The sequence below is a fragment of the Helicobacter sp. MIT 03-1614 genome (genome assembly GCF_000762925.2).
GTDB lineage: Bacteria > Campylobacterota > Campylobacteria > Campylobacterales > Helicobacteraceae > Helicobacter_C > Helicobacter_C hepaticus.
The window spans coordinates 109487-131854 of record NZ_JRMS02000005.1 but is presented as its reverse complement, the minus strand read 5'-3'; the positions used below and the strand labels follow the sequence as shown (position 1 = coordinate 131854).

25 protein-coding genes are annotated in these 22368 nt (G+C 36.4%); 13 read left to right on the top strand and 12 right to left on the bottom strand.

What is annotated here, in order from left to right:
- Nucleotides 1-118: 118 nt before the first annotated feature.
- The 4 genes from dxr to LS66_RS04910 form a co-directional block, all read right to left on the bottom strand.
- Nucleotides 119-1228, bottom strand: a complete 1110-nt coding sequence (gene dxr, locus LS66_RS04925) for a 1-deoxy-D-xylulose-5-phosphate reductoisomerase (protein ID WP_034365978.1) — start codon at nucleotides 1226-1228, stop codon at nucleotides 119-121.
- A gap of 3 nt (nucleotides 1229-1231) precedes the next feature.
- Entirely contained in the window at nucleotides 1232-2086 is an 855-nt protein-coding gene (locus tag LS66_RS04920; RefSeq protein ID WP_011115365.1) for a CDP-archaeol synthase, read from the bottom strand.
- Between the two features lie 106 nt (nucleotides 2087-2192).
- Complete coding sequence (locus LS66_RS04915; protein ID WP_034365981.1) at nucleotides 2193-3503, bottom strand: outer membrane family protein; 1311 nt, start codon at nucleotides 3501-3503, stop codon at nucleotides 2193-2195.
- 123 nt (nucleotides 3504-3626) lie between these two features.
- Nucleotides 3627-4520: an aspartate carbamoyltransferase catalytic subunit gene (locus LS66_RS04910; protein WP_011115363.1), complete on the bottom strand. Its 894-nt coding sequence runs from the start codon at nucleotides 4518-4520 to the stop codon at nucleotides 3627-3629.
- Between the two features lie 168 nt (nucleotides 4521-4688).
- Between LS66_RS04910 and LS66_RS04905 the strand changes: the two genes are divergently transcribed.
- Genes LS66_RS04905 through LS66_RS04895 form a run of 3 tightly spaced genes read left to right on the top strand, consistent with a single transcriptional unit; the run spans nucleotide 4689 to nucleotide 6767 of the window.
- Nucleotides 4689-5204, top strand: coding sequence for a hypothetical protein (locus LS66_RS04905; RefSeq protein ID WP_034365984.1), 516 nt, complete (start codon nucleotides 4689-4691; stop codon nucleotides 5202-5204).
- An 8-nt stretch (nucleotides 5205-5212) separates the two neighbouring features.
- Entirely contained in the window at nucleotides 5213-5938 is a 726-nt protein-coding gene (locus LS66_RS04900) for a TlyA family RNA methyltransferase (RefSeq protein ID WP_034365987.1), read from the top strand.
- Nucleotides 5907-6767 carry a bifunctional riboflavin kinase/FAD synthetase gene (locus LS66_RS04895; protein ID WP_034365989.1) on the top strand — a complete coding sequence of 287 codons (861 nt, stop codon included), beginning with the start codon at nucleotides 5907-5909 and terminating at the stop codon, nucleotides 6765-6767. Before LS66_RS04900 ends, LS66_RS04895 begins: the two co-directional genes overlap by 32 nt.
- Nucleotide 6768: 1 nt before the next feature.
- Here LS66_RS04895 and cysS read toward each other — a convergent pair whose 3' ends face one another.
- Complete coding sequence (cysS, locus tag LS66_RS04890) at nucleotides 6769-8232, bottom strand: cysteine--tRNA ligase (protein ID WP_201273657.1); 1464 nt, start codon at nucleotides 8230-8232, stop codon at nucleotides 6769-6771.
- Nucleotides 8232-9716 (bottom strand): murein biosynthesis integral membrane protein MurJ, encoded by a 1485-nt coding sequence (gene murJ, locus LS66_RS04885; protein WP_034365994.1) that lies wholly within the window; start codon nucleotides 9714-9716, stop codon nucleotides 8232-8234. Before murJ ends, cysS begins: the two co-directional genes overlap by 1 nt.
- Nucleotides 9717-9791: 75 nt before the next feature.
- Here murJ and LS66_RS04880 point away from each other — a divergent pair, with 75 nt between their 5' ends.
- From LS66_RS04880 to ruvB, 10 genes are read left to right on the top strand one after another with little or no spacing between them, the layout of a single operon-like run.
- On the top strand, nucleotides 9792-11648 hold the full coding sequence (locus tag LS66_RS04880) for a hypothetical protein (protein WP_034365996.1): 1857 nt from the start codon (nucleotides 9792-9794) through the stop codon (nucleotides 11646-11648).
- Between the two features lie 55 nt (nucleotides 11649-11703).
- The gene (gene ruvA / locus LS66_RS04875) at nucleotides 11704-12294 is read left to right on the top strand and encodes a Holliday junction branch migration protein RuvA (protein ID WP_034365999.1); all 591 of its coding nucleotides are present in this window, start codon (nucleotides 11704-11706) and stop codon (nucleotides 12292-12294) included.
- Between the two features lie 27 nt (nucleotides 12295-12321).
- Nucleotides 12322-13920 (top strand): methyl-accepting chemotaxis protein, encoded by a 1599-nt coding sequence (locus LS66_RS04870; protein ID WP_034366003.1) that lies wholly within the window; start codon nucleotides 12322-12324, stop codon nucleotides 13918-13920.
- Nucleotides 13921-13953: 33 nt separating this feature from the next.
- A complete protein-coding gene (locus tag LS66_RS04865) occupies nucleotides 13954-14412 on the top strand; it encodes a hypothetical protein (RefSeq protein WP_138091917.1) in 459 nt (152 codons plus the stop codon).
- 58 nt (nucleotides 14413-14470) lie between these two features.
- The gene (locus tag LS66_RS04860; protein WP_034366009.1) at nucleotides 14471-14791 is read left to right on the top strand and encodes a hypothetical protein; all 321 of its coding nucleotides are present in this window, start codon (nucleotides 14471-14473) and stop codon (nucleotides 14789-14791) included.
- Nucleotides 14792-14793: 2 nt separating this feature from the next.
- Nucleotides 14794-15672, top strand: a complete 879-nt coding sequence (gene lgt, locus LS66_RS04855; protein ID WP_034366012.1) for a prolipoprotein diacylglyceryl transferase — start codon at nucleotides 14794-14796, stop codon at nucleotides 15670-15672.
- Nucleotides 15669-16025: a multidrug efflux SMR transporter gene (locus LS66_RS04850; RefSeq protein WP_034366015.1), complete on the top strand. Its 357-nt coding sequence runs from the start codon at nucleotides 15669-15671 to the stop codon at nucleotides 16023-16025. The genes lgt and LS66_RS04850 overlap by 4 nt, the downstream gene beginning before the upstream one ends.
- Nucleotides 16026-16346, top strand: a complete 321-nt coding sequence (locus LS66_RS04845; protein ID WP_011115350.1) for a multidrug efflux SMR transporter — start codon at nucleotides 16026-16028, stop codon at nucleotides 16344-16346.
- Nucleotides 16347-16372: 26 nt separating this feature from the next.
- The gene (panB, locus tag LS66_RS04840; protein ID WP_034366019.1) at nucleotides 16373-17167 is read left to right on the top strand and encodes a 3-methyl-2-oxobutanoate hydroxymethyltransferase; all 795 of its coding nucleotides are present in this window, start codon (nucleotides 16373-16375) and stop codon (nucleotides 17165-17167) included.
- A gap of 38 nt (nucleotides 17168-17205) precedes the next feature.
- The gene (gene ruvB / locus LS66_RS04835) at nucleotides 17206-18258 is read left to right on the top strand and encodes a Holliday junction branch migration DNA helicase RuvB (protein WP_034366053.1); all 1053 of its coding nucleotides are present in this window, start codon (nucleotides 17206-17208) and stop codon (nucleotides 18256-18258) included.
- A gap of 41 nt (nucleotides 18259-18299) precedes the next feature.
- Here ruvB and LS66_RS04830 read toward each other — a convergent pair whose 3' ends face one another.
- The 6 genes from LS66_RS04830 to rplM all read right to left on the bottom strand — a co-directional run bounded on the left by LS66_RS04830 (nucleotide 18300) and on the right by rplM (nucleotide 22303).
- On the bottom strand, nucleotides 18300-18509 hold the full coding sequence (locus tag LS66_RS04830; protein ID WP_034366022.1) for a hypothetical protein: 210 nt from the start codon (nucleotides 18507-18509) through the stop codon (nucleotides 18300-18302).
- Nucleotides 18510-19249: 740 nt separating this feature from the next.
- Nucleotides 19250-20005 carry a flagellar motor protein MotB gene (motB, locus tag LS66_RS04825; RefSeq protein ID WP_011115344.1) on the bottom strand — a complete coding sequence of 252 codons (756 nt, stop codon included), beginning with the start codon at nucleotides 20003-20005 and terminating at the stop codon, nucleotides 19250-19252.
- A 19-nt stretch (nucleotides 20006-20024) separates the two neighbouring features.
- Entirely contained in the window at nucleotides 20025-20795 is a 771-nt protein-coding gene (gene motA, locus LS66_RS04820) for a flagellar motor stator protein MotA (protein WP_011115343.1), read from the bottom strand.
- A 50-nt stretch (nucleotides 20796-20845) separates the two neighbouring features.
- Nucleotides 20846-21469, bottom strand: a complete 624-nt coding sequence (locus tag LS66_RS04815) for an MBL fold metallo-hydrolase (protein ID WP_034366025.1) — start codon at nucleotides 21467-21469, stop codon at nucleotides 20846-20848.
- A gap of 7 nt (nucleotides 21470-21476) precedes the next feature.
- Entirely contained in the window at nucleotides 21477-21866 is a 390-nt protein-coding gene (rpsI, locus tag LS66_RS04810) for a 30S ribosomal protein S9 (protein ID WP_011115341.1), read from the bottom strand.
- Between the two features lie 8 nt (nucleotides 21867-21874).
- Nucleotides 21875-22303: a 50S ribosomal protein L13 gene (rplM, locus tag LS66_RS04805; RefSeq protein WP_011115340.1), complete on the bottom strand. Its 429-nt coding sequence runs from the start codon at nucleotides 22301-22303 to the stop codon at nucleotides 21875-21877.
- Nucleotides 22304-22368: the final 65 nt, after the last annotated feature.

Here is a 22368-nt window from a genome sequence, read left to right as displayed (position 1 = left end):
CTAGAGACATACAACTATAGCATTACATAAGTGCAAAAACAAAATTTAAAACGCGTTTTTTTTTTTTTTTGTAGTGTATATGCAACAAAAAGTTGCATATACAACAAATTTGTTTGATTTATTCTTTAATTTTTCTCTCTAACCATTGTGATGAGACTGCACGCACTTGGTTATCAAAGGATTGTATGGATTCTAAATCACACAAAGAGGCAAACTCAAAGCTATCAAAATATTCCATCATCGCCAAAATAAGCGCACTTATATGTCCAAAAGGTATTTTTTGTGCTAAGAACGCTTCTATGGCTATTTCATTGCTTGCATTTAGCACAATGCCTTTTTGTGGTGTATGTAAAAGCGTGTCTTTAAGATTCCATAGCGGATAACGAAGCGTATCAATGTTTTTAAGAGCAAGGCAGAGGGATTGTATATCCAAAGGCTGGATAAAAGGCATTTGTGCTGCCTTATCTTTATCAAGTGCATAGGCAATAGGGAGCTTCATATCAGGCGTGCTTATATGTGCTGTAATGCTCCCATCTGCAAATTCAATAAGTGCGTGCATACTTGAGCTTGGCTCAATAAAGGCATCAATAGATTCTATATCGAAGAGCCAACGCGCTTCAAGTATTTCAAAAAGTTTATTTGCCATACTTGCAGAATCTATGGTGATTTTATGTCCCATTTGCCAATTTGGGTGTTTAAGTGCTTCTTGTGGAGTAGCAAGGGCAATTTTATCTAGTGGATAATCCCTAAAAGCTCCACCGCTTGCAGTAATATAAAGTTTAGTTATTGGGCGATTGTTTTGTAAATACCATAAGCCAAAATGTTCGCTATCAATGGGAGTAATATCTGCATTTTGCAAGAGCCAGCCAGCATTTACTAGGGATTCTTTATTTGCAAGAGCGAGTTTTTTGTTACATTGCAAGGCTTTAAAGCTAGGTTTTAATCCAGCAAATCCTACAAGGGCATTCAGCAGTAGATGAGAATGAGAGGATTCTATCATTTCTAGTATGCCCTCACTCCCAAAAAACAGCTTATAGTTGCCATTTATGAGTTTATGGGCGTCATTTTTATCAGCAATACAAACATTTTTTGGCGCATAGTGTGCGATTTGTTGATTTAAAAGCGTGATATTTTTCCCAGCACACAGAGATTCTATGGGTATATCAAAATGTGAGGCAACTTCAAGGGCGTTTGTGCCAATGCTCCCTGTGCTACCAAGTAAAATCATTAATTAGAGCATAATTGCCAAGTCTTTGTAACCGGGCAAAAAGAAAAGTAAAAAGTGCATTACTATTGCACCAAAAAGCACAGCATCAAGCCTATCAAGCACACCACCGTGTCCAGGCAACACAGAGCCACTATCTTTCACACCTGCTTCGCGTTTGAGATAACTCTCAAATAAATCGCCAAAGACAGAAGAAATTGCGACTACAAAAGTAATACCAAGTGAGTATAAGAAGTTTCCACAAGTGCCAATTCCCACAATAGAGCCACAAATTACCCCACAAATTACCCCACAAATAACACCCTCAATGGTTTTTTTGGGGCTCGTAGGACAAAAAGGCGTTTTACCAAAAGCTTTTCCTCCAAGATATGCTCCTGTGTCAGTGAGGGCTACAATGACAATAAGCCATACAATCACCCATACTCCAGCTCCTCCGGCGTCTTTATAGAGTGCGTAAATGCTTAAAAACGGCAACACAGGATAAATAAATGGAAGCAGGGTTTTAGGCGAGATTTTTTTGCTATAAGCAAGATAGGAAGCGTAAATCACAAGAGTAAAAAGTGCAGATTCTATTATGCGTTCATTAAAGTACGCAAGCACCCAAATAAAAGCTGTAGCAATATAATAATGTAATGCAGGCGGGAGAGCATAGAGTTTAAGGGATTCTTGCACACCAATGAGGCAAATAATAGCAAGCACGATACAAGTAAGTAAGGTTGAATCAATGCTTAAAATTAAAATAAGTGCAACTATAAGCACACCAGCAGTGATAAAACGTGCCTTATCAGCAAGAAACTTCGCTTTTATCTGCTCTTTTGTGTTTTGTTGAGATGTTATAGATTCTTTCTCATTGGTATCCATTTTTACTCCTTAGGATTGTTATAATGATATAATTAATGATAAATTTATAGAATCTTAATGTTAGGTAAGATTCTATGAGCCAGCATTATACCACAATCCATAAGTTTTAGAATATATGGCGTATATAGAAAAATGCGTGAGAGCGGTCATCTTTGCGGTTTTGAGTAAGCATAGTGCCACCATTATTTTGAGACTGATAAGAGCCTCCAAGAGGACTATATCCTTTCTTAGTTGTATCACTAAACCATTCTAGTTTTCCACCTACAGCGATGTCTTCGCGGATTTGATAATTAAGAATAAATGCCACACTTTGTTCTGCACTTCGCGGGCTGTTTGTTCCACGTCCTAATATTTTCCAATCAAAGCTGCCATAGTTTGCCCCGATATACCCAAAACCTGTAATGGCATTTCTGCCGATGATGTCATTTAAGGATTGTCCTATATCATATGCGCTTCCTGTCCAAATATCAATAGAGATAGGATTTCCCCAGCGTCCAATGAGTTCATTTGCATTGCCAAAGTTTTGATAATATCCTGCACCAAAGTTAAATAGATTGACTTCAAATCGTTGCTCAAGATAAAGTGTATAAGAGTGTTTATCTATCTCTCCCCACCTTTTAGCATTGATTCTTTGGCTTATATCCGCTATAGGTGCGAGAAAACGAAGTTTGGTAATACTTCTAAAGCCTTGAGATTCTTTGTTTGGATTGGTATCAAAGGTAATACTTGCGCCCGGAGCAGTTACTATTCCGGGTGTATAATAAGAGAATCCAGAGAGTGTAAGCCCACCAAAAGTAAGATTAAGCCCCAAAGCATAGGTATTACGCGTAGCCCCTCCCCCATAAATTCCGTGAACACGATAGAAATCATTAAACCATTGGTCATACGCAAAGGCACGGCGATTTGATAAAAATCCCCAGAGTTTCACACTTCCAGCTTGTAAATAACCCTCTGCTCCTTGATTATAGCCACTAAACCACTCACCTACCTTGCCAGATTGATAACGTCCGGCTTTAAAATAGACATTATCACTATAGCTATACTCTAAAAAGGCATTTTGCACCATATAATTTTGCACTTTTGCCTTATCCCACGCAGTCCCAAAATAAGAAGTAATAACAGGAGAGCCTACACCATCTAATATAGGGTCATTTCGTGTAGAATCAAAAGCTAATCCACCCAAAGCCCCGCCAAACCCTGCTTTAAATCCAGCTCCTAAATCTGCATTGAGATTAAGCTGTGCAAATAATGTCGTAAAACTCTCTGTGGGAGCTTGATTGTTGGGTATATCAAGTTTTTGATTATTAAAGCCCCATTTTGTAAAACTTTCCGCCGAACCACTTACTTTGTAATCAAAAGCATTCACGCTTGAAGCAAATAAGCCTCCTAAGGCTGCAACTACTAAAGTTTTTTTCATTTTTTATCCTTAATTTGAGGTTTGAAATATTTGCAGATATTTCAAATAAATTTACGTATTTTTTAGAATACAATATGTATTCTAACATTTTATGCTTAATTGAGACTTAATATCAAATAAACTTTATGTGCAGATACAAAATTCAAGCACTGCCATACGCACACATACGCCGTTAGTTACCTGCTCTAAAACTTTGCAACGTGGGTCTTTAAGCACTTCATCATCAATATCAATGTTACGATGAACAGGTCCAGGATGTAAAACAATAACATCTCTATCGCTTAGAATCTCGGGCGTGAGGCAGTATTGTGAAGCATAGTCTTTGAGTGAGCCATAGATTTGTTTATCGTGTCTTTCTGTTTGAGTGCGCAAACTCATAAATACATCAACTTCTTTGGCAATTTCTCGCAAAGAGTAGCAAGTGCGTAAATGTGTGGATGGAAGAAAATGAGGTGGGGCAACGAGAATCACTTCCATACCAAAACGCGAGAGCAGCTCAATATTGCTATTTGCCACACGGGAATTTACAATATCACCAATAATTGCAATTTTTTTACCTTTGAGATTGTTTAAATCATTATCAAAATGTTCTTTAAGTGTGAGTAAATCAAGCAGGGCTTGTGTAGGGTGTGCGTGCGCACCATCTCCTGCATTGATGATAGGGCAGCTCACTTGGAATTTAAGATAATATCCAGCTCCTGCATTTTTATGACGAATGATAATTGCGCTTGGATTCATTGCATTGAGATTGGCTGCAGTATCAGACATACTCTCTCCCTTTGTAGTGGAGCTTTTACTCACATCAAGTCGCACAACATCAGCACTTAAGCGTTTAGCAGCGATTTCAAAGCTTGAGAGTGTGCGCGTGGAGTTTTCAAAAAAAATGGTAATAATAGTTTTGTTTTTAAGATTCTCTCTATGGTGCATATCTTTGTAGGTTTGGGCTTGTTGTAAAATTGTTTCTATTTGTGAATTATCAAGGTCGCTTGTGCGTAAGAGATGTTTGGGCGGGCGCATAAATCTCCTTTTGGGGATAAATTTGGGTATTGTAGCAAACTTTGTGATAAAATTCCCATAATTTTAGAATCTAATAAGTATCATTTACAAAATTAAAAATAAACAAAGGAAAAAAGGGAAAATGTGGTTATATTGAGGCTTTGTATGTGTGTTATCACAGGAATATGTATGAATGTGTGGATTGCAGGTTGTAGTGATTTTTATCGTAAAGATTTTATACACATTACTTCAGCATATGAGGATTCTAAAGAAAAAAGAGCCTTTAAAGAACGCGAAATACAAGCTATGAGAAAATCTCAAATTTTAATACATAATCACACGCGAGTTGTGATGATTGTGCGATATATGAATGAAGTTGATGATACTTTTGGAGGAAGTGATAATAAAGAAGTATTTTTTGTAGAGTTGTACGATAAGGTTGGACAAGTGAAATTAAAAGATTTACAATTTTCTTTAAAAAATATTTATAAAAGTATAAAACCTAGCAATGTGAGCAAACTAAGCACTGCGGATATGGAGTTTCTAAAGCCTGATGTTATTTATAATGATATGTATAAAGTGGTTTTTGAATCTATAGGTGCGCGTGGCAAAGATATGTTACAATTTAATGTAGAAATTGCAGGTGTAGGAAATATGAGCGTTGATTTTAGCTATGCAAAAGCAAAAAGCAATCTTACAAAATAATCAAAATAATGCAGCGACTTGATATTTACCTTAAAACACTTTTATCTTCTCGCACTAAAGCTCAAGAGGCGATAGAATCTGGCTGTGTGCGGGTAAATGGCAAAGTGGTATATAAAAGCTCTTTACCTTTAAAAAGCAGCGATGAGGTAGATATAGACACACAAGGCTTATTGCTTGGACGTGCAGGATACAAATTAAGAGGCTTTTTTGAAGAGCTTGTGTGCAAGGGGTTATGGGAGGAAAGATATTTAGTAGGCAAAAGAGCGCTTGATATTGGTTCAAGCACAGGAGGATTTGCCCAAGTGCTTTTAAATTTTGGTGTGTCTGAAATAGTATGTGTTGATGTAGGGAAAAATCAGCTTCATCAGAATGTGCGAGATGATGAGCGTGTAAGAGTTTTTGAAGAATGTGATGTGCGAGAATTTGAGCCTTGTGAGTATTTTGATATGGTAGTGTGCGATGTGAGCTTTATTTCATTATATAAGCTTATGGAAAGTTTTGAGCGACTTGTAAGCGCAGAGTGTATATGGCTCTTTAAACCACAATTTGAGGTAGGACGCGCAGCAAAACGCGATAAAAAAGGCGTATTAAAAGACAAAACACTCGCACATATTGCTCTTGCAGATTTTTGTGCTTATGTGCAAACAAGAGGTTTTAGAATCTTGCACACATCTCAAAGTATATTAAGCGGAAAGGAAGGAAATGAAGAATTTTTTGTCTATGTGCAGCGATAAAGAAGTGCAATCATTAGCACTAGGAAAATTTGATGGTATGCATTTAGCACACAAAGAGCTTTTTAAGCATTTGGATAAAAAAGGTGCTTTGCTTTGCATTGAAGGAAAATTTGATGATATGTGCCTTACACCCTCTAAAGAACAATATAGTCCCTGCGCTCTTATTTATGTAGCTTTTGAAGAGATTTCACATTGGAGTGGCGAAAAATTTATAACTATATTAAAAGAGAAATTTCCCTCCCTTAAACGTCTTGTGGTGGGCTATGACTTTCATTTTGGAAAAAATAGGGCTTTTAGCGCGAGTGATTTATGCCATTTATTTGCAGGTGAGGTTGTTATTATGCCAGAATATCGTATAAATGGTGTAGGTGTGCATTCAAGTTTAATTAAAGAATTTATTCGCTATGGTGATATGGATATGGCAGTAGCTATGCTTGGACGTTATTATCATTTACAAGGCACTATTATTAAAGGACAGAATCTAGGCTCAAAGAGACTTTATCCGACAATAAATATTCAAACGCGAGGCTATGTAATACCACAAGAGGGCGTCTATGCAAGTTTTACTAAAGTAAATAAAAAAATAATGCCAAGTGTATGTTTTGTGGGACATCGTTTAAGCACAGATAGGCATTTTAGTATTGAAAGCCATATCCTTGATAAGGAGATTGTGTGCGAAAGCAATATGGCAAGTATATGTTTTGTGCGTAAAATACGAGACAATCAGAGTTTTAGTGATTTAAATTTACTTAAAGAGCGCATTACCCAAGATATTATTACATCTAAAGTAATTTTGAGTGCTGCACAGATGATATATGTAGATATGTAGCTTAGATTTTTTCCCAAGTGCTGCCTTGAGGAGTGTCCATAATTTCAATACCTTGCAATTTTAGCTCATTGCGTAACTTATCAGCAAGTGCATAGTTTTTTTGTGCTTTTGCTTCTTGACGTTTAGCAATTTTAGATTCTATCTCTTGCTTAGTTTTTTCATCAAGTCCAAGCTGAAAATAACTTTGTGTGGATTTACCTCCAAGCCCGAGTAAAAATTCAATACACGCGAGATTTGCTTTAATAGCTTGCTTATAGGCTTTATCTTTAGGATTTTTGTCTAAATATTCATTGCTTGTAGAGAGCATATCCTCAATAATGCTCAAAGCTTTTGAGATATTATAATCATCGCTTAAAGCCTCAACAAGTGAGGATAAAAATGTTTTATGCGCTTCTTTGGCGGTTTCTTTGATATTGTGAGTAAATTGCTTTATTTCTTCTCTTGTAATTTGAGGAGATTGTATGTGAGATTCTATAACACGTTTTTTAAGGCGATAGAGTTTATCAAGCCGTTTTTTGCTTTGTAACAAATCCTCTTCATTAAAATTGAGCGCCAAGCGATAATGCACACCCAGCAAATAATTACGTAAAATCTCGCCGTCATAGACTTTTAGCGCATCTTTGATAAAAAAGCTATTGCCAAGAGATTTGCTCATTTTTTCACCATTGATATTCACAAAACCATTGTGTAGCCAATATTTAGCAATTTCTCTTCCTGTAGCACAACGCGTTTGTGAGGCTTCATTTTCGTGATGAGGGAAGAGCAAATCTGATCCTCCTGCGTGAATATCAATACCATATTCTTCATTTTGGTATGCTAAGTGTTTTTCAATCATTGCAGAACATTCAATATGCCAGCCGGGACGCCCTTTGCCAAATGGACTATCATATGCAATATCATTATCTCCCTTATAACCTTTCCAAAGGGCAAAATCATTATGTTCAAGCTTATCTTGTGCATTTTGAATACGACTTTGGGTATGGCTTTGTTCAAGGCGTTGAGAGAGAGCACCATAGTTTTTATCTTTGTGGATACGAAGATAAATATCACTATTTTCACCCTCATAAGCGTAACCTTTATGAAGCAAGGTTTGTATCATCTCGCACATTTGGGGTAGATTATCGGTTGCTTTTGGCTCAATATCTGCACGCAATACGCCAAGAGAATCCATATCTTTAAGATATGAATGGATATAGCGCGAACCTATCTCTTGCACACTTGCATTGTTTTGAAGAGATTTTTTAATAATTTTATCATCAATGTCTGTAAAGTTTTTAACAAATACTACTTCAAATCCCAAAAATAAAAATAATCGTCGCCATAAATCAAAAACAATAGAGCTACGAGCGTGCCCTAAATGAGCATCATCATACACAGTTGGACCGCACACATATAATCGAATCTGATTATCTCGTATAGGAGTAAAAGGGATCTTTTGTTTTTTAGCACTATCAAAAAGAGTAATCATAAAATGTTCCTTACAAAGAGATGAAAAGCATCAACGAGTGCTTTGACATAGGGTTTGAGATACCACAAAAGTAGAGATTCCAAACCCACAATGCCTACAAGAAGTAACCACGCTTTTTTGTTATTTATTATAGCTAAGAATTGTTTGAAGCCAAAGATTCTAATTGTGAGGACAAAAAGCACAAATCCGCTCAAACTGCCCGATAATGCTAATCCCATTGCCCCCAATGGGTGCATAAGCACAAGAGAGAATATTACCCCACAGCCTAAAGAGATAGCTGAAATCTTTGCGGCTTTGCCTTGCATTTGATGAGAATAAAGCCAAAGGGAGAAAATTTTACTTAACCCAAAAGGCACTAAACCAATCATATACGCGCTAAAAACTTGTGCTACGATAAGAGTGTCATCTGCACTGAATTTTCCCCATTGATAAAGAAGGCTGATAATCTCTTCGCTTAGCATAATACCACCAAGCACACATACACAAAGGACAATAAGCAAAAACCAAAATGATTTTTTTAAGGCATTAAGTGCGACATCGGCTTGTTTGTTTTTAATTGCTTTTGCTACAAGGGGAAAGAGTGCGGTTGATATGGCTATGGCAAAGATTGCAAGGGGAAACTGAAAGATTCTGTTAGCATAATAGAGTGCGCTAATACTCCCGCTGATAAGAAATGAGGCGAGGAGCGTATCTGTAAAAGTAGCAAGTTGGGCTGTAGAGCTCCCGAGCATAGCAGGAAAGAATTGTTTAAAGAAAGTTTTTATTTCAATTTTGGCATAGCGGATTTTGCATTTGAGTTTAGAATTTGGCTCTTTAATGCGTATCCATTGCCACAACTCTATCACACCTACCCATAAGAGTTTAAAAAATCCCAAGCGATAGAGTGGATAAAAATGGAGTATAATTTGCGCTACTCCACCGCATAGCACACCATAACTTAGCATATAGACAATTTGTATAGAATCTTTATTTTGTGCTAAAAGCAAAGCGCTAATCATTGCAATATTTAAAAGTGCGGTATTGTAAGCATTAACCCAAAAGCAGTTTTTATATTGCAATAAAGAGGAAAGAAAAGTAACAATAAAAACAAGTTCTAAATACCAAAAATTAATCACCACAATGGGTTTGGCAAGCTCAATAGTTGCATCATCAAAACCATACGCAAGAAGTTTTGTAAAGAATCCGCTAAAAAATACCACCAAAAGCGAGAGAAATAAAATAAAAACTGCAAAAATAATAAAAGTAATTAAGGCAAACATACCTTTTTTGCGACTATGAATGAAGTTAGGCAAAAAACTTTGTGTAAAGGCTCCTTCACCAAATACACGGCGAAAGAGGTTAGGGAGCTTAAAAGCAGCAAAGAAAATATCGCTATACACGCTTGCACCTAGAAATTTTGCTGTGCATAAATCACGAATTAATCCTGCTATCCTAGAGAGTAAAATTCCGCTACTATTTGTTAAAAATGCTTTTTTAATCAAATTTTGCCTTTTAATAAAGAAATAAAGTGTAGAATTATAGCTACAATAAACAAACTTTAAGCTATGGAGGTTTTTATGCAGTTTTTTGAACCTATCTCAATTAAGGGCTGTGTTGATGTAGGTATGGAACTTAAAAAAATAACTGAACTTTATGCCTTTGAAGAGCATATGGTAAGCTTTGATATATTGCGCATTAGCACTTTTTATAGAGGCGAAAAAAAGAAGGATTTTAGCCTACTTGAAGGACAGGAGAGAGCAAGGATTCTAAGTGATGATGCAGAATATAATAAAAATGATTTTGAAATTAAACAGGTTTATGATATTTTGTTGCGTGGATTAAAAAAAGGGGATTTAGCACCTTTTGTTGGGCTTAAAATGGATAGTGAATGTTATGAATTAGTTTTGGAGCTTAAAGAAGGGCTAGAAGTGCGTAATGATGATACATTTTTTGAAGAGCTTTATACAGAGATTACGCGTAAAAAGATATGTCAACATATTATTGTGAGGTTATTTGATGAGGATATTAAACAAGAAATTAATGCGCTCAAAGAGCTATTTTCTCATCTTAATATTCAAGGGAAAATACAATCTTCTCAAAGCATTGCCCTTGCTAAGGCAAGTGGATTCATACCAGAAATGGGGGCAAAATTCATATTTACGCTTAAAGATGAATGGAATAAAACACATACTCAAAGTATAGATTTTGCTTCTTATGCTGCAAAGAGTGGAGATTTGGTGGGTTTAAGCCTTAAACCACAGGTAGGTGTAAGCGGACGTAACCTTAAGGGTGAATATATACACGCCAAAAAACATGCAGAGGGTGCAGATATTGGTAATGAAGAAGCAAAGCTTAAATTTAAAGATAATGAGTTTCGCAAAGAAGAAAAAGAGGGGAGCATTGAGTATTATGCATTACAAGATGGCTATGTAGGAATGAGTGAGGGTGAGTTACGTGTAATTACAGATTTTAATTTTGCAGAAGTGAGCTCACGTAAAAATGGTTCATTGCTTGGAGGCGACAAAAAAGGTTTTGTAGTAGAAGTAACTTGTGGCGACCCCAATCAAGATGCGATAGGTGCGGGTATTACGCTTGAGGCAAGTGAAATAAAAATTTTTGGAAGTGTGGCAGAAAATACTAAAATAGTAGGGAAGAAGATTGAAATCAATGGGCAAACACATCAAAGCTCCACGATAAAAGCTGATGAAGTAAATATTGATTTGCATAAAGGTGAAGTTATGGGCGATAAAGTTCGTGTAGAGCGTCTTGAATTAGGTAATATAGATGGCGAGGAGGTATTTATTGAGCAAGCAAATGGAGGCACTATTAAAGCAAGAAATATTACAATTGCTACCTTGCATTCCCACACAAAGATCTTTGTATCAGAGCATTTACATATTAAAAATATGAGCGGAGGAGAAAATCGTTTTACACTCTCTTCGCGTGCCTCTCTTAAGGCACAAGAAGAAGTGCAATCTATTACCGAACAAATTACACACAATATCCAAGAGATGAATACCCTCCTTGCTGTGCTTAATAAAGATTTGGTGCGTGTGCGTAAAACAAAACCTGTAGTAGAAAAAATAAAAGCTATTATGGAGGAAAACAAAAAAAATAAAAAACCCAATGAGCGCAATATCATTGATAGTATGGCACAATACGTTATTTTACTTCAACGCACGAAATATCTTAAAGAAAGGTTAGTAGCCCTTAAGCAACAAAGTAGAGATTTGGATAAGCGTCTTGAATCTCTTGATAAACAAACTCAAGATGCAAAAATCACAAGTGATGTAGCGTGGCAAAAGGAAAATGAAGTTGTTTATGAGAGTTTTTTCCCAGAGAGTAAGGATATTATGATTTTAAGCGATGGAGAGGAGGTAAATATTGGTATTAATAAAGGACAGCTAAAGCTTGTGAGAGAAGTGCGTTCCTAAATGTTGAATAAAATAAAGATTCTTTAATGAGTTTATTATAAAAAAGGAGAAATTGGTGATTGTTGGATTAAGAGGAACGATAATAAGATTAGAACCTATGTATGCTGAAATTGATGTAGGAGGTGTGATTTATGGAATGCAAATGTCTCTCAATGCTACTTCTATGCTCCAAACAAAAATAGATTCACAACCAGATGCTCCTGTGAAAATTATTTGCGCACAAATAATTCGTGAAGATGCACATTTGCTTTTTGGATTCTGTGAGGAAATTGAAAAACAGACTTTTGAGCGTCTTATTAAAATAAGTGGTGTAGGTCCAAAGGTTGCAATAGCAATTCTTTCTACCTACACACCAACACATTTTGCAAAAATTATTGCTGATAAAGATATTGAAGCTTTAAAAAAAGTGCCGGGTATTGGTGCAAAAGGTGCAGCAAAAATTATGGTTGATATAGCAGGATTTTTTGCGCAGCTTCTTCAATCCCAAGAGGAAAGTATTGCTCCTTCTAATAATCTCAAATATGAAGCATCTTTGGCACTTCAATCACTTGGCTTTAAGAGAAATGAAATACAAAAAGTGTTAGAACATATTGAAGCATTAAGTGTGTCTGAAATTGTTAAGGAAGCTTTAAAGAGACTTGCGTAATTATATAAAATCCTAGGGGGTGAAAAAATGTTACAATCCTTTCGTTCTAAAGTACTTTTCACATTGTTTGTTTTTATCATTATTGGTTTTAGTGTTTTATATCAAATTGTCTCTACTGGATACGAAGATATGGTAGTAAAAGAGGGCAAAAGAAATGCTCAAATGCTCGGAGATTCTATTTTTCAAACCGTGCGTATGAGTATGAATATTGGTGTAAGAGAAATGATTGATGCAGGATTAGATAATGCACGTAAAATAGCAGGTGTGCGCTCACTTGAGATACATAAATCTCAAAGTGTAATTGATTTGTTTAATATGCCCGACAAGGTAAGTCAAAAAAAAGACATTCAACATATCTTTGAAAGCAAACAATCCCAAATTGCTGAAGTTTATGAAAATGGTGAGCATAATGTGCTTCTCCAAAAGCCACTTATTGCTGATGAGGGCTGTATGGTATGTCATCAAGATGGGACACTTAAAGAAGGCGATGTGCTTGGAGTGCTTGAGTTAAGAATCTCTACAGAGAGTTTTTATGAACAAATTGAACAAAGTGAAAATTATCTTTTGCTTACAATGTTTGTCGCAGGTATATTGGCTTTATTAGGGCTTTATATCTTTTTTGAAAAGGAGCTTGTAAAGCCTCTTAATCGTTTGCGTGATATGGCAAAAGACTTGACTGAAGATGGCGGTGGAGACCTTACAAAACGTATTGCTATTAAAAGTAATGATGAAGTGGGAATAACTTCAAATTATGTGAATAGGTTTATTAAAATTATTCAAGAGACTATTGCTGTAAGCAAACACGTTAGTGAAGAAAATACACAAACTTGTAAAGGTTTATTAGAGATGTCAAATGTATTATCAAAAAATTCTGACGCACAATTTGAGCTAGTTGATAGAGTGAACTTACTTGCTCAAGATGTGAGTAAGAAGCTTGATGTTGCCGAAAAAACAACAAGTTCAACTATAAGTGATATTGCTCAAACTGAAAGCATTTTAGATGATTTTGTTAAAAACCTTCAAGACACGATTGGGCTTATAACCAATTCTGCTCAAACACAGCAAAATATTCTTCAACACGTTGAAGAGCTAACACAACACGCAGATCAAATTAAATCAGTTCTTTCTATTATTGCTGATATAGCAGATCAAACAAACTTACTTGCTCTTAATGCAGCAATAGAAGCTGCACGTGCAGGAGAACACGGAAGAGGATTTGCTGTTGTTGCAGATGAGGTGCGAAAACTCGCAGAAAAAACACAAAAATCACTCAATGAAATTGCAGCAAGTGTAAATCTTGTAACCCAAAGTGTCCAAGATGTCGGGCAAACAATTAGAGATACTACAAAGGATATGATGTATATTACAGAGAAAACATCACCTTTGATTGATGATGCGCACCATACACAACAAAATCTTGTTCTTACAAAGCAAAACTCTATTCATCTTAAAGATATTAGCACTTCAATCGCTCAAAGCACTAAAGAATTAGCTCAAATGATGCAAGATATAGTGCGCTCTTCAGAATCTACACAAAGTGTAGGGCATACTATACAAAAAGATGTTAATGATATGTCGCAAAAAGCCCAAGAGCTTGATAATGCTATTACGAAATTTAAAACATAAATTTGAGAGCTATGTGTGAGCCTATATAAAGATATGAGGCATCATAAAGCAGTGTTTCAAGCTGATTTTGCAGGAATTGATAAAAGTATTGTATGGGTAGAATCTCAGCTTGTTAAAACACTTAGATTTAAACCTTTCAAAGAAATAATCATTGACAAAATAGGGCTTGTAATGTTTGAAAGCGTGAGCAATATTATTGAACATAGCATTACTTGTATGCCTAAAATGAATATATATAATAAAAAAATAAATTATATACAATCTTTGCGTCAGCAACAGCGATTTTCCTGTTTTCTTGAAGTAGGGGTAGAGCAAGTAAGAATAAAGATTCTTTATCCTTTTAATCCTCATTATAAGTGCCATTTGAGAGAGAAAAATATTTTAGGCGGAAGGGGGGAACACATTATAAAAGCGATGGGCGCTAAAGTTCGTAGGCGTGTGAATTATGCAAAAAAAGCTGCTATGCTTACACTTTATATACCTTATGTTTAATCCCTTGCAATAAAGCTTTGTTATAATTAAATGTTATTAAAAAAGCAAGAGGTAAAATATGGGACTTAATATAGAAACCATTAATGATTTGCAAATGGTGCGCAGCACTGGGAAACTTAAAACTTATGACGCATTTTTGACTTTCAAGGCGGAGCTTGAAAACCTTTTGCCGCAGATTCTATCAAGTGCAGATAATACACTTAGAATCTACTTTGTCCAAGCCTATCCAATCAATTCCTATGTATTAGGTTTTTTGTTCAAGCTCAAAAGTGTAGATGGAGTAAAAATTGAGATTGTTGTTGATGATTTGCGATTATTTATGTTTTTTGAAGAGATTGATATGATTGATGAATTTAAGATTAAAATTATGGAGGAATAATTTTGGAGACTTATAGTGTATGGAATAGAATCTACGATTATATTAATCCTATTGCATTTAAAATCTTTGATATAAGTGTGCATTGGTATGGCATTATGTATGTGAGCGCAATGCTTATCGCACTTTTGATTGCAAAAGCATTTATTACATATCGCAATGAGCGTTTTCCTATCACCCAAGAATTATTGGATAGTTTTTTTATTTGGGTGGAAATTGGTGTTATTTTAGGCGGACGCATTGGTTATGTGTTGATTTACTCGCCTAATCGTTGGGAATATCTTATGCAGCCGTGGCAAATGTTTAATCCTTACACCAATGGAGTATTTGTAGGTATCAGTGGTTTTAGTTATCACGGGGCAATGGCGGGGTTTGTGCTCGCGGCTATTATATTTTGCTATGTTAAAAAGCAATCTTTTTGGATATTTATGGATTTATCTGCTATTTCAATTCCATTAGGGTATGTTTTTGGACGCATAGGAAATTTTTTTAATCACGAGCTTTTTGGACGGGTAATTGAAAGTGATAGCTCCTTGCGAGATATTGGAATTCTTGTAAATGGAGAATTGCGTTATCCAAGTCAGCTTTTTGAAGCTTTTGCCGAGGGCATTATAGTATTTATTCTTCTTATTTGTTTATTGCGTTATGCAAAAAAGCCGGGCACTCTTCTTGTCGCGTATGGTGTATTTTATGCGCTAGCAAGATTTGTATGTGAGTATTTTCGTGAAGCGGATTCGCAAATGGGATATTTTGTATTTGGCTTATCAATGGGGCAGATTCTAAGTCTTGTAATGCTAGTTATAAGCATATTTTTAGGATTATTTGTTTTTGCGCAAAAACCTATTTCTTCTCAAAAAATAAAACACCAAAGGAAGAAAAAGTGAGTCTAAAAAAAAGTTATTTATTTTTGATGTTCGCTATTTTGACTGAAGTGCTTGCAGTGAATTTAATGAAAGCAAGTGAGGGAGAGATTTGGGGGCTTATGTGTATGTATGTGTTGCTTGTGCTTTCTTATTATTTTATGGCTCTCTCATTAAAGCGTATTTCTGTGGGTGTAGCATATGCGATATGGGAAGTGCTAGGTGCGATTTGTGTGGTGTGCATTAGTGTATTTTATTTTGGCGAAGAGATTTTATTTATACAAAAGATTGGCATTGTATTGTCCATTAGCGGCATTGCTTTAATCAATTATGCCGAAATTAAGCATGAATCAAAGATAGATTCTATGGAGGGCTAGATGACTTTAGCATTTATATATGTAATAATTTCGGCGATTTTAGATGTAATTGCAAATTTGTTTCTTAAAAAATCTAATGTTTTTACACATAAGGGCTACACCATAGGCTGTATTCTTATGGTGTGGGCAGCTTTTAGCGTGTTGGTTTTAGCACTTGAGAGTATGCCACTAAGTGTAGCGTATTCTACTTGGGGAGCGATAGGAATTATTGGCACGATATTTGGGGGTTACGTGTTTTTTAAAGAAAAATTAGATTTTTTAGGATATATAGGTGTTGCTATGGTAGTATGCGGCGTGATATTATTGCATTGGGAATCTTAAACATCACAAAATGCAAAGGAGGAGAAATGTTGGATAAAAAAATGAGTATAGCTACACTCAAGGCAAAAAAAGGGATTGAAAAAATTACAGCAATTACTGCGTATGATGCGCTTATGGCACGCATTTTTGATGGTGAAGTTGATGTGATTTTGGTAGGTGATAGCTTGAAAATGAGTTTTGGTGGAGAGAATGAAACATTAGGTGCAAGTATGCAAGAGATGATTTATCATACAAAGGCAGTGTGCAAAGGCGCTAAGCATTCTTTCATCATTGCAGATATGCCTTTTGGTAGCTATGCTACACCAAATATGGCATTAAAAAATGCGCTTAGATTCTATAAAAACACTGCAGCAGATGCACTTAAGCTTGAAGTAGGCATTGATAAATTACCTGTGGTGAAAGCACTATGTGAAGAAGGGATTGCTGTAATGGCACATATTGGCTTGAAACCCCAATTTATGCGCTTTGATGGAGGATTTAAAATAAAGGGCAAAGATGAGGTTGAATCTCAAGAATTGATAGAAGCCGCTGTTGCATTCCAAGAAGCTGGGGTTTTTGGGATTTTGATAGAGGGAGTGAAATCGGAATCTGGTGCACGTATTACACAAGCTTTAGAGATTCCAACGATTGGCATTGGTGCAGGTGTGGAGTGTGATGGGCAGATTCTTGTATGGAGCGATGCTTTTGGCTTTTTTGATGAGTTTAAGCCAAAATTTGTGCGCCGCTATTGTGATGGTAAAGCGATACTTAAAGATGCCATAAGAGCGTATGCCAAAGATGTAAAATCTCAAGCATTTCCACAAGCCCAAGAGAGCTATTAAGAGGTAAGATTATGGAGAAAATCACCATTGAGAAAATGATGAGTTTAGGAGAGGGTGAGAAAGTAAATCGTGTCGTAGATATGGAAAAATATAGCTTTGAAAGTGTCCAAGAGTTATCTTTGCGTCCAAATGTGTGGGAGGAGTATATCGGGCAAGAAAAGATTAAAAAAAATCTCAAAGTGTTTATTGAGGCGAGTAAAAAGCGTAAAGAATGCCTAGATCATATTTTGTTTTTTGGACCACCCGGTCTTGGTAAAACTACGCTTAGCCATATTATCGCACACGAAATGGGATGCAATATCAAAGTCAGTGCTGCGCCTATGATTGAAAAATCTGGCGATTTGGCGGCGATTTTAACAAATCTTAATGAGGGAGATATTTTATTTATTGATGAAATACATCGTCTTAGCCCTGCGATTGAAGAGATTCTCTATCCTGCAATGGAGGATTTTCGCCTTGATATTATTATCGGCTCTGGTCCTGCTGCGCAAACGCTTAAAATTGACTTAGCTCCTTTTACTCTTATTGGCGCAACTACACGCGCAGGTATGCTTTCAAATCCGTTGCGTGATAGATTCGGTATGAGCTTTAGATTGCAATTTTATGAACCAAAGGAGCTCTCTGCTATTGTGATTCGTGCTTCTTCAAAGCTAGGCAGAAGCCTCTCAAAAAGCGGTGCAGATGAAATTGCGCGCCGATCAAGAGGCACACCTCGTATTGCTTTGCGATTGCTTAGGCGTGTGAGAGACTTTGCAGATGTGGGTGAATATGCACAGGATATGAAAAATCAAAGTGAAATAAGCCTTGAATGTGTCCGTTATGCACTTAATGAGCTAGGTGTGAATGAGCTAGGCTTTGATGAGCTTGATTTGCGTTATTTGGCAATTTTAGCAGAATCTAGAGGCAAAGCTATAGGGTTAAACACCATTGCCGCTGCGATGAGTGAAGATGAGGCAACTATTGAAGATGTAATTGAACCCTATCTTTTAGCAAATGGCTATTTGGAGCGCACAGCAAAGGGGCGAGTGGCAAGCCCAAAGACTTATGAACTTTTGCATATTCCTTTTTTGGAGCAAAAGGGATTGTTTTAGAATCTATTTTATAAATTTAATTGTCCCAATCTTTTTGCTGTTTATTTTTTATAGCACTTAGTTGCTCCATTTTGCACAATGCACTTCTTATTAAACTCATAATCCATCGCCATTACAAAACAAATTAAAAGAATGACAAATCCTGTCAAAATATCTCTTATCCAATTCTTTTTTACTTGTGCTTTCTCTTCCATGTTTAATTCATTCCACTTTTTAGATTCTTGTGCTTTAGGATAACGCTTCTCTGTCATTTTTTCTTCCTATGGATAATGAGTAATCCAATTAAAATAATCAATAGGCATAAAGCTTGTCCCATACTTTATATTAAACTCCTTTATTCTTGCTCTGTTACTTTAGTAGCAAAACTTGTGCCACGTATGACATTATCTTAAAACAATCAATAAATTATAAAGATTCTGCTAAATTTGCATAAATTACTTTCGCAAACTCCCTTAATTTCTTTTTGTGTCTATAAGTTTGCTTTTTATTTTAATATAAAACAATATTTACTTAATAATAATATTTTTATACATTACTTTTATTATACTGCTATATTCACTATGATTAAACTCTTCCTCATATTTAACAATGCAATGTCCTATATATAGCGCACCCATACTTCTTGCATAATTATACTTTTTCTCTAAGTGTTCATTTACACACTCCGCAATTTTTTTACCCATAACTTCAGATGTATTTGTATTATCGCCATAACAAGCAACTGCAAACCAAAATACAAGCAGCCAAATCGCTAATACCTTTGTATTAAATGGTGTGTGAAAGATTATTTTTTGTATGAGATTCGCATTTAAGCGGTTAGAAAGTGTGCTGCTCTTGTGATGTGTAATGCGATTTGAAGAATGCGATGTATAAGAATATAGCTTATGCCCCCCCCCCCGTTAAAAGCAAATTCATTATTCCCCTCCATCAAATAAATTTAAAGCTGCAATTATAACGAAAAATCTAAAAGAGTTGCTTAAGGATAATGGGATTATTGCTGCGAGTTTTGCAGAGTTTCTTCTAAAATAGATTGCGTTACAGGCGCATCTTTTGGATCGACAAAGAAAAATATCTCTACACGATTATTTTTTGCACGATTGAGCGCGCTATCATTAGGCGCAATCGCTTGATGCTCTCCATAGCCAGAAAATGAGATTCGCTCGGGAGAAATACCATTTTTAATAAGATTTTTCATCACGCTTAAACTTCGTGCAGAGGAGAGCTCATAATTATCTTTATAGCGTGAACCAACAGGCAGTGGTGCATTATCTGTGTAGCCTCGCACATCAATTTTTACATAATCGGGCAGTTTTTTGATAATAGCACTCATTCGTTGGAGGTACAAAAATACATCGCTATTATTAATCTCTGCACTACCAGAATCAAAGAAAAGGTTAGAAGGGAGGCGCAATGACATACCCATTTCCATTTGCTCTAAAATTCCGCCTTCTTCTGCCATTTGTTCTATTTCTGCTGAAGTAACCGATGAACTTTCACTTATTGCCCCACTTTCATTTTCTGTTTCAGAATCATTAACATCATCTTGGTCAGAATTGAGTGGAGAGGTAAGCGTAAAATCAAAAATTTTAACAAACTCGGTTTTAAGCAATTCAGAATCCGCATTGCTTGTAGATGAAATCGCCCATAGCGCAATAAAGAGTGCCAATAAAAGTGAGAGGAAGTCTGCATATGGAACAGCCCATTTCTCTCCTGCAGGACACTCAGGGCATTTTTTCTTTTTAGCCATTTTGCACTCTTAATCTATCTTATTCAAATTGTGAGATTTTAGGCTCACCGGGTGGAATAAATCCAAGTAATTTCTCTTCAAGGTTGCGAGGGTTATCACCATTAGCGATACCTACAACGCCTTCTAAAACAACCATACGTCCCCTTATTATATCTGCGCTTTTAGAGTGCATTTTATGTCCCCAAGGTCCAAAAAGTGCATAAGAACAGAAAATCCCTGTAACGGTCGCGGTAAATGCACCCGCAATACCTGCTGCCATCGCTTTTGGGTCATCAAGCAACTGGAGGGCAAGCATAAGTCCCATAACCGCTCCAACTAGCCCCATTGTAGGACAAGTTTCTGCATAGAGAATCCAAAAGTGTGAGCAACCTTTATAATATTCTTCAAGCGATTCTATTTGCACTTCCATATCTTCACGCACAGCGTGAGCATCTCGTCCGTCAATAATCATTGAGAGGGATTGACGCAAGAAGTCATCTTCAATTTGTGCCGCCTTTCCTTCAAGTGCAAGCACACCATCTTTTCTTGCGAGTGTAGCAAGTTCTACAAGCTGTCGTATTATTTCATTGAGATTCACTCCTGTTGAACCAAAAACGATTTTGAGCTCTTTCATTGCACCTTTGATATGTGTGGCGTGTGTAGCACTTGAGGCAGCACACATAGCGGTAGGTATGATAATAATCAGTGAGCTTATGTGGATAAGATGCAGGGGGTTACCTCCCTCAAGAAAGTCCCCAACACAAAGGCTTATAATCGCCCCAATTAGCCCACCAATGGTCGTTATATCCATAAATACCCCTTTATGTTAATTTGAGATGAAAAAGCAAAAAGTATTCCTAATTATAAACTATGTTCTAGCTGTTTAATCCAAAAACTGACATTGCGTTGTTCTTCAGCAAGATTTGTTGAAATTCCGTGTCCGGGGTGGATTGTTTTGTTTGGATTTGAGGGTAAAGAGCTAAAGCGTATCAGAGATTCTCTCATATCCATTGAGTTTGAGTAAGTAAAATCACTCCGCCCAATGGAGCGATGAAAAATAAAATCACCACTAAAAATTTCTCCCTCAATCTCCACAATAGAGCAACCCGGGGTGTGTCCGGGAAAATGAGAGAATATTACTTCAATACCTTTAAAATCAAGTTTTTGTGTGCCTTTTTGACATTGTGTAAGAATATCTGGAGTGCTAGGAGTTACGCCTATATCAAAGCAATCAGATTCTAACATAAATGCATCAAGTGCGGGACAAACTAATGGCACATTGGGAAAGTGAGATTTAAGTGTAGCATTGCTCCAAATGTGGTCAAAATGACCGTGCGTATTAAGGAAAGCAAGCGGAGAGGGGCATTTTTCTATAACCCAATTATGCGCCCCCATTCCTGCATCAATAACAATCTCTCCTTGAGGAAATTTGCAAATATAACAATTTGTCTGATACTCGCCAAAACTTTGAGAGAGAATTTCCACTGCAATCTTACCTTTTTGAGAATTGTGGGCTTCGGCGTGCTTTTCGTTTTCCATATTTTTTTCGTTCAACCACACGAGAATCTCGTGTTAAAAGTCCTTTTGGTTTTAACATCGCTCTGAAAGCAACATCATAGGCATTAAGTGCTTTTGAAATGCCGTGTCGCAAAGCTTCTGCTTGAGCCGAATATCCACCACCAAGTGTAACAGCGTGAATATCCACTGATTTTTCTTGTTTGGTAAGGATAAGCGGTTGCATTACTTTCATTTTAATAGCTTCGTGTCCTCCAAGCCAGTCATTGAGACTTTGCCCATTGATATTGAGCTTACCGCTCCCAGAAGTAAGCCAAACTTTCGCGATTGCCGTTTTTCTTTTTCCTGTTGCATAAACTTTTGCCATAGTATTCCTTATTTTGAGCTTTTAGCGACTTGAGCGCTGTGTGGGTGCTCACTGCCGCGATAAACTTTGAGTTTTTTAAGCATAGCTCGTCCAAGTTTGTTTTTGGGGAGCATACCTCGCACCGCAAGATGATAGAGTTTTTCGGGAGTTTTTTCTAACATTTCTTGAAGTGTTTTACTTTTAGTGCTGCCAAAGTAACCTGAATGCGTGAAGTATTCTTTGTCTTTGAGTTTCATACCTGTGAATTTTACTTCTGTGGCATTAATAATGACTACAAAATCGCCACAATCAATATGAGGTGTGAAACAAGGTTTGTGTTTGCCTCGTAAAAGTGTAGCTATTTCTGTGATAAGGCGACCAAAGACTTTATCTTTTGCATCAAGCACAATCCACTGACGATTGATGTCATTTTGTGTTGCTATTTTTGTCAATTCCATTATTTTCCCTTAGATTCTAAATAATTTTGGAAAGGGGATTCTAGAGTAAAAAAACTTAAATTTTT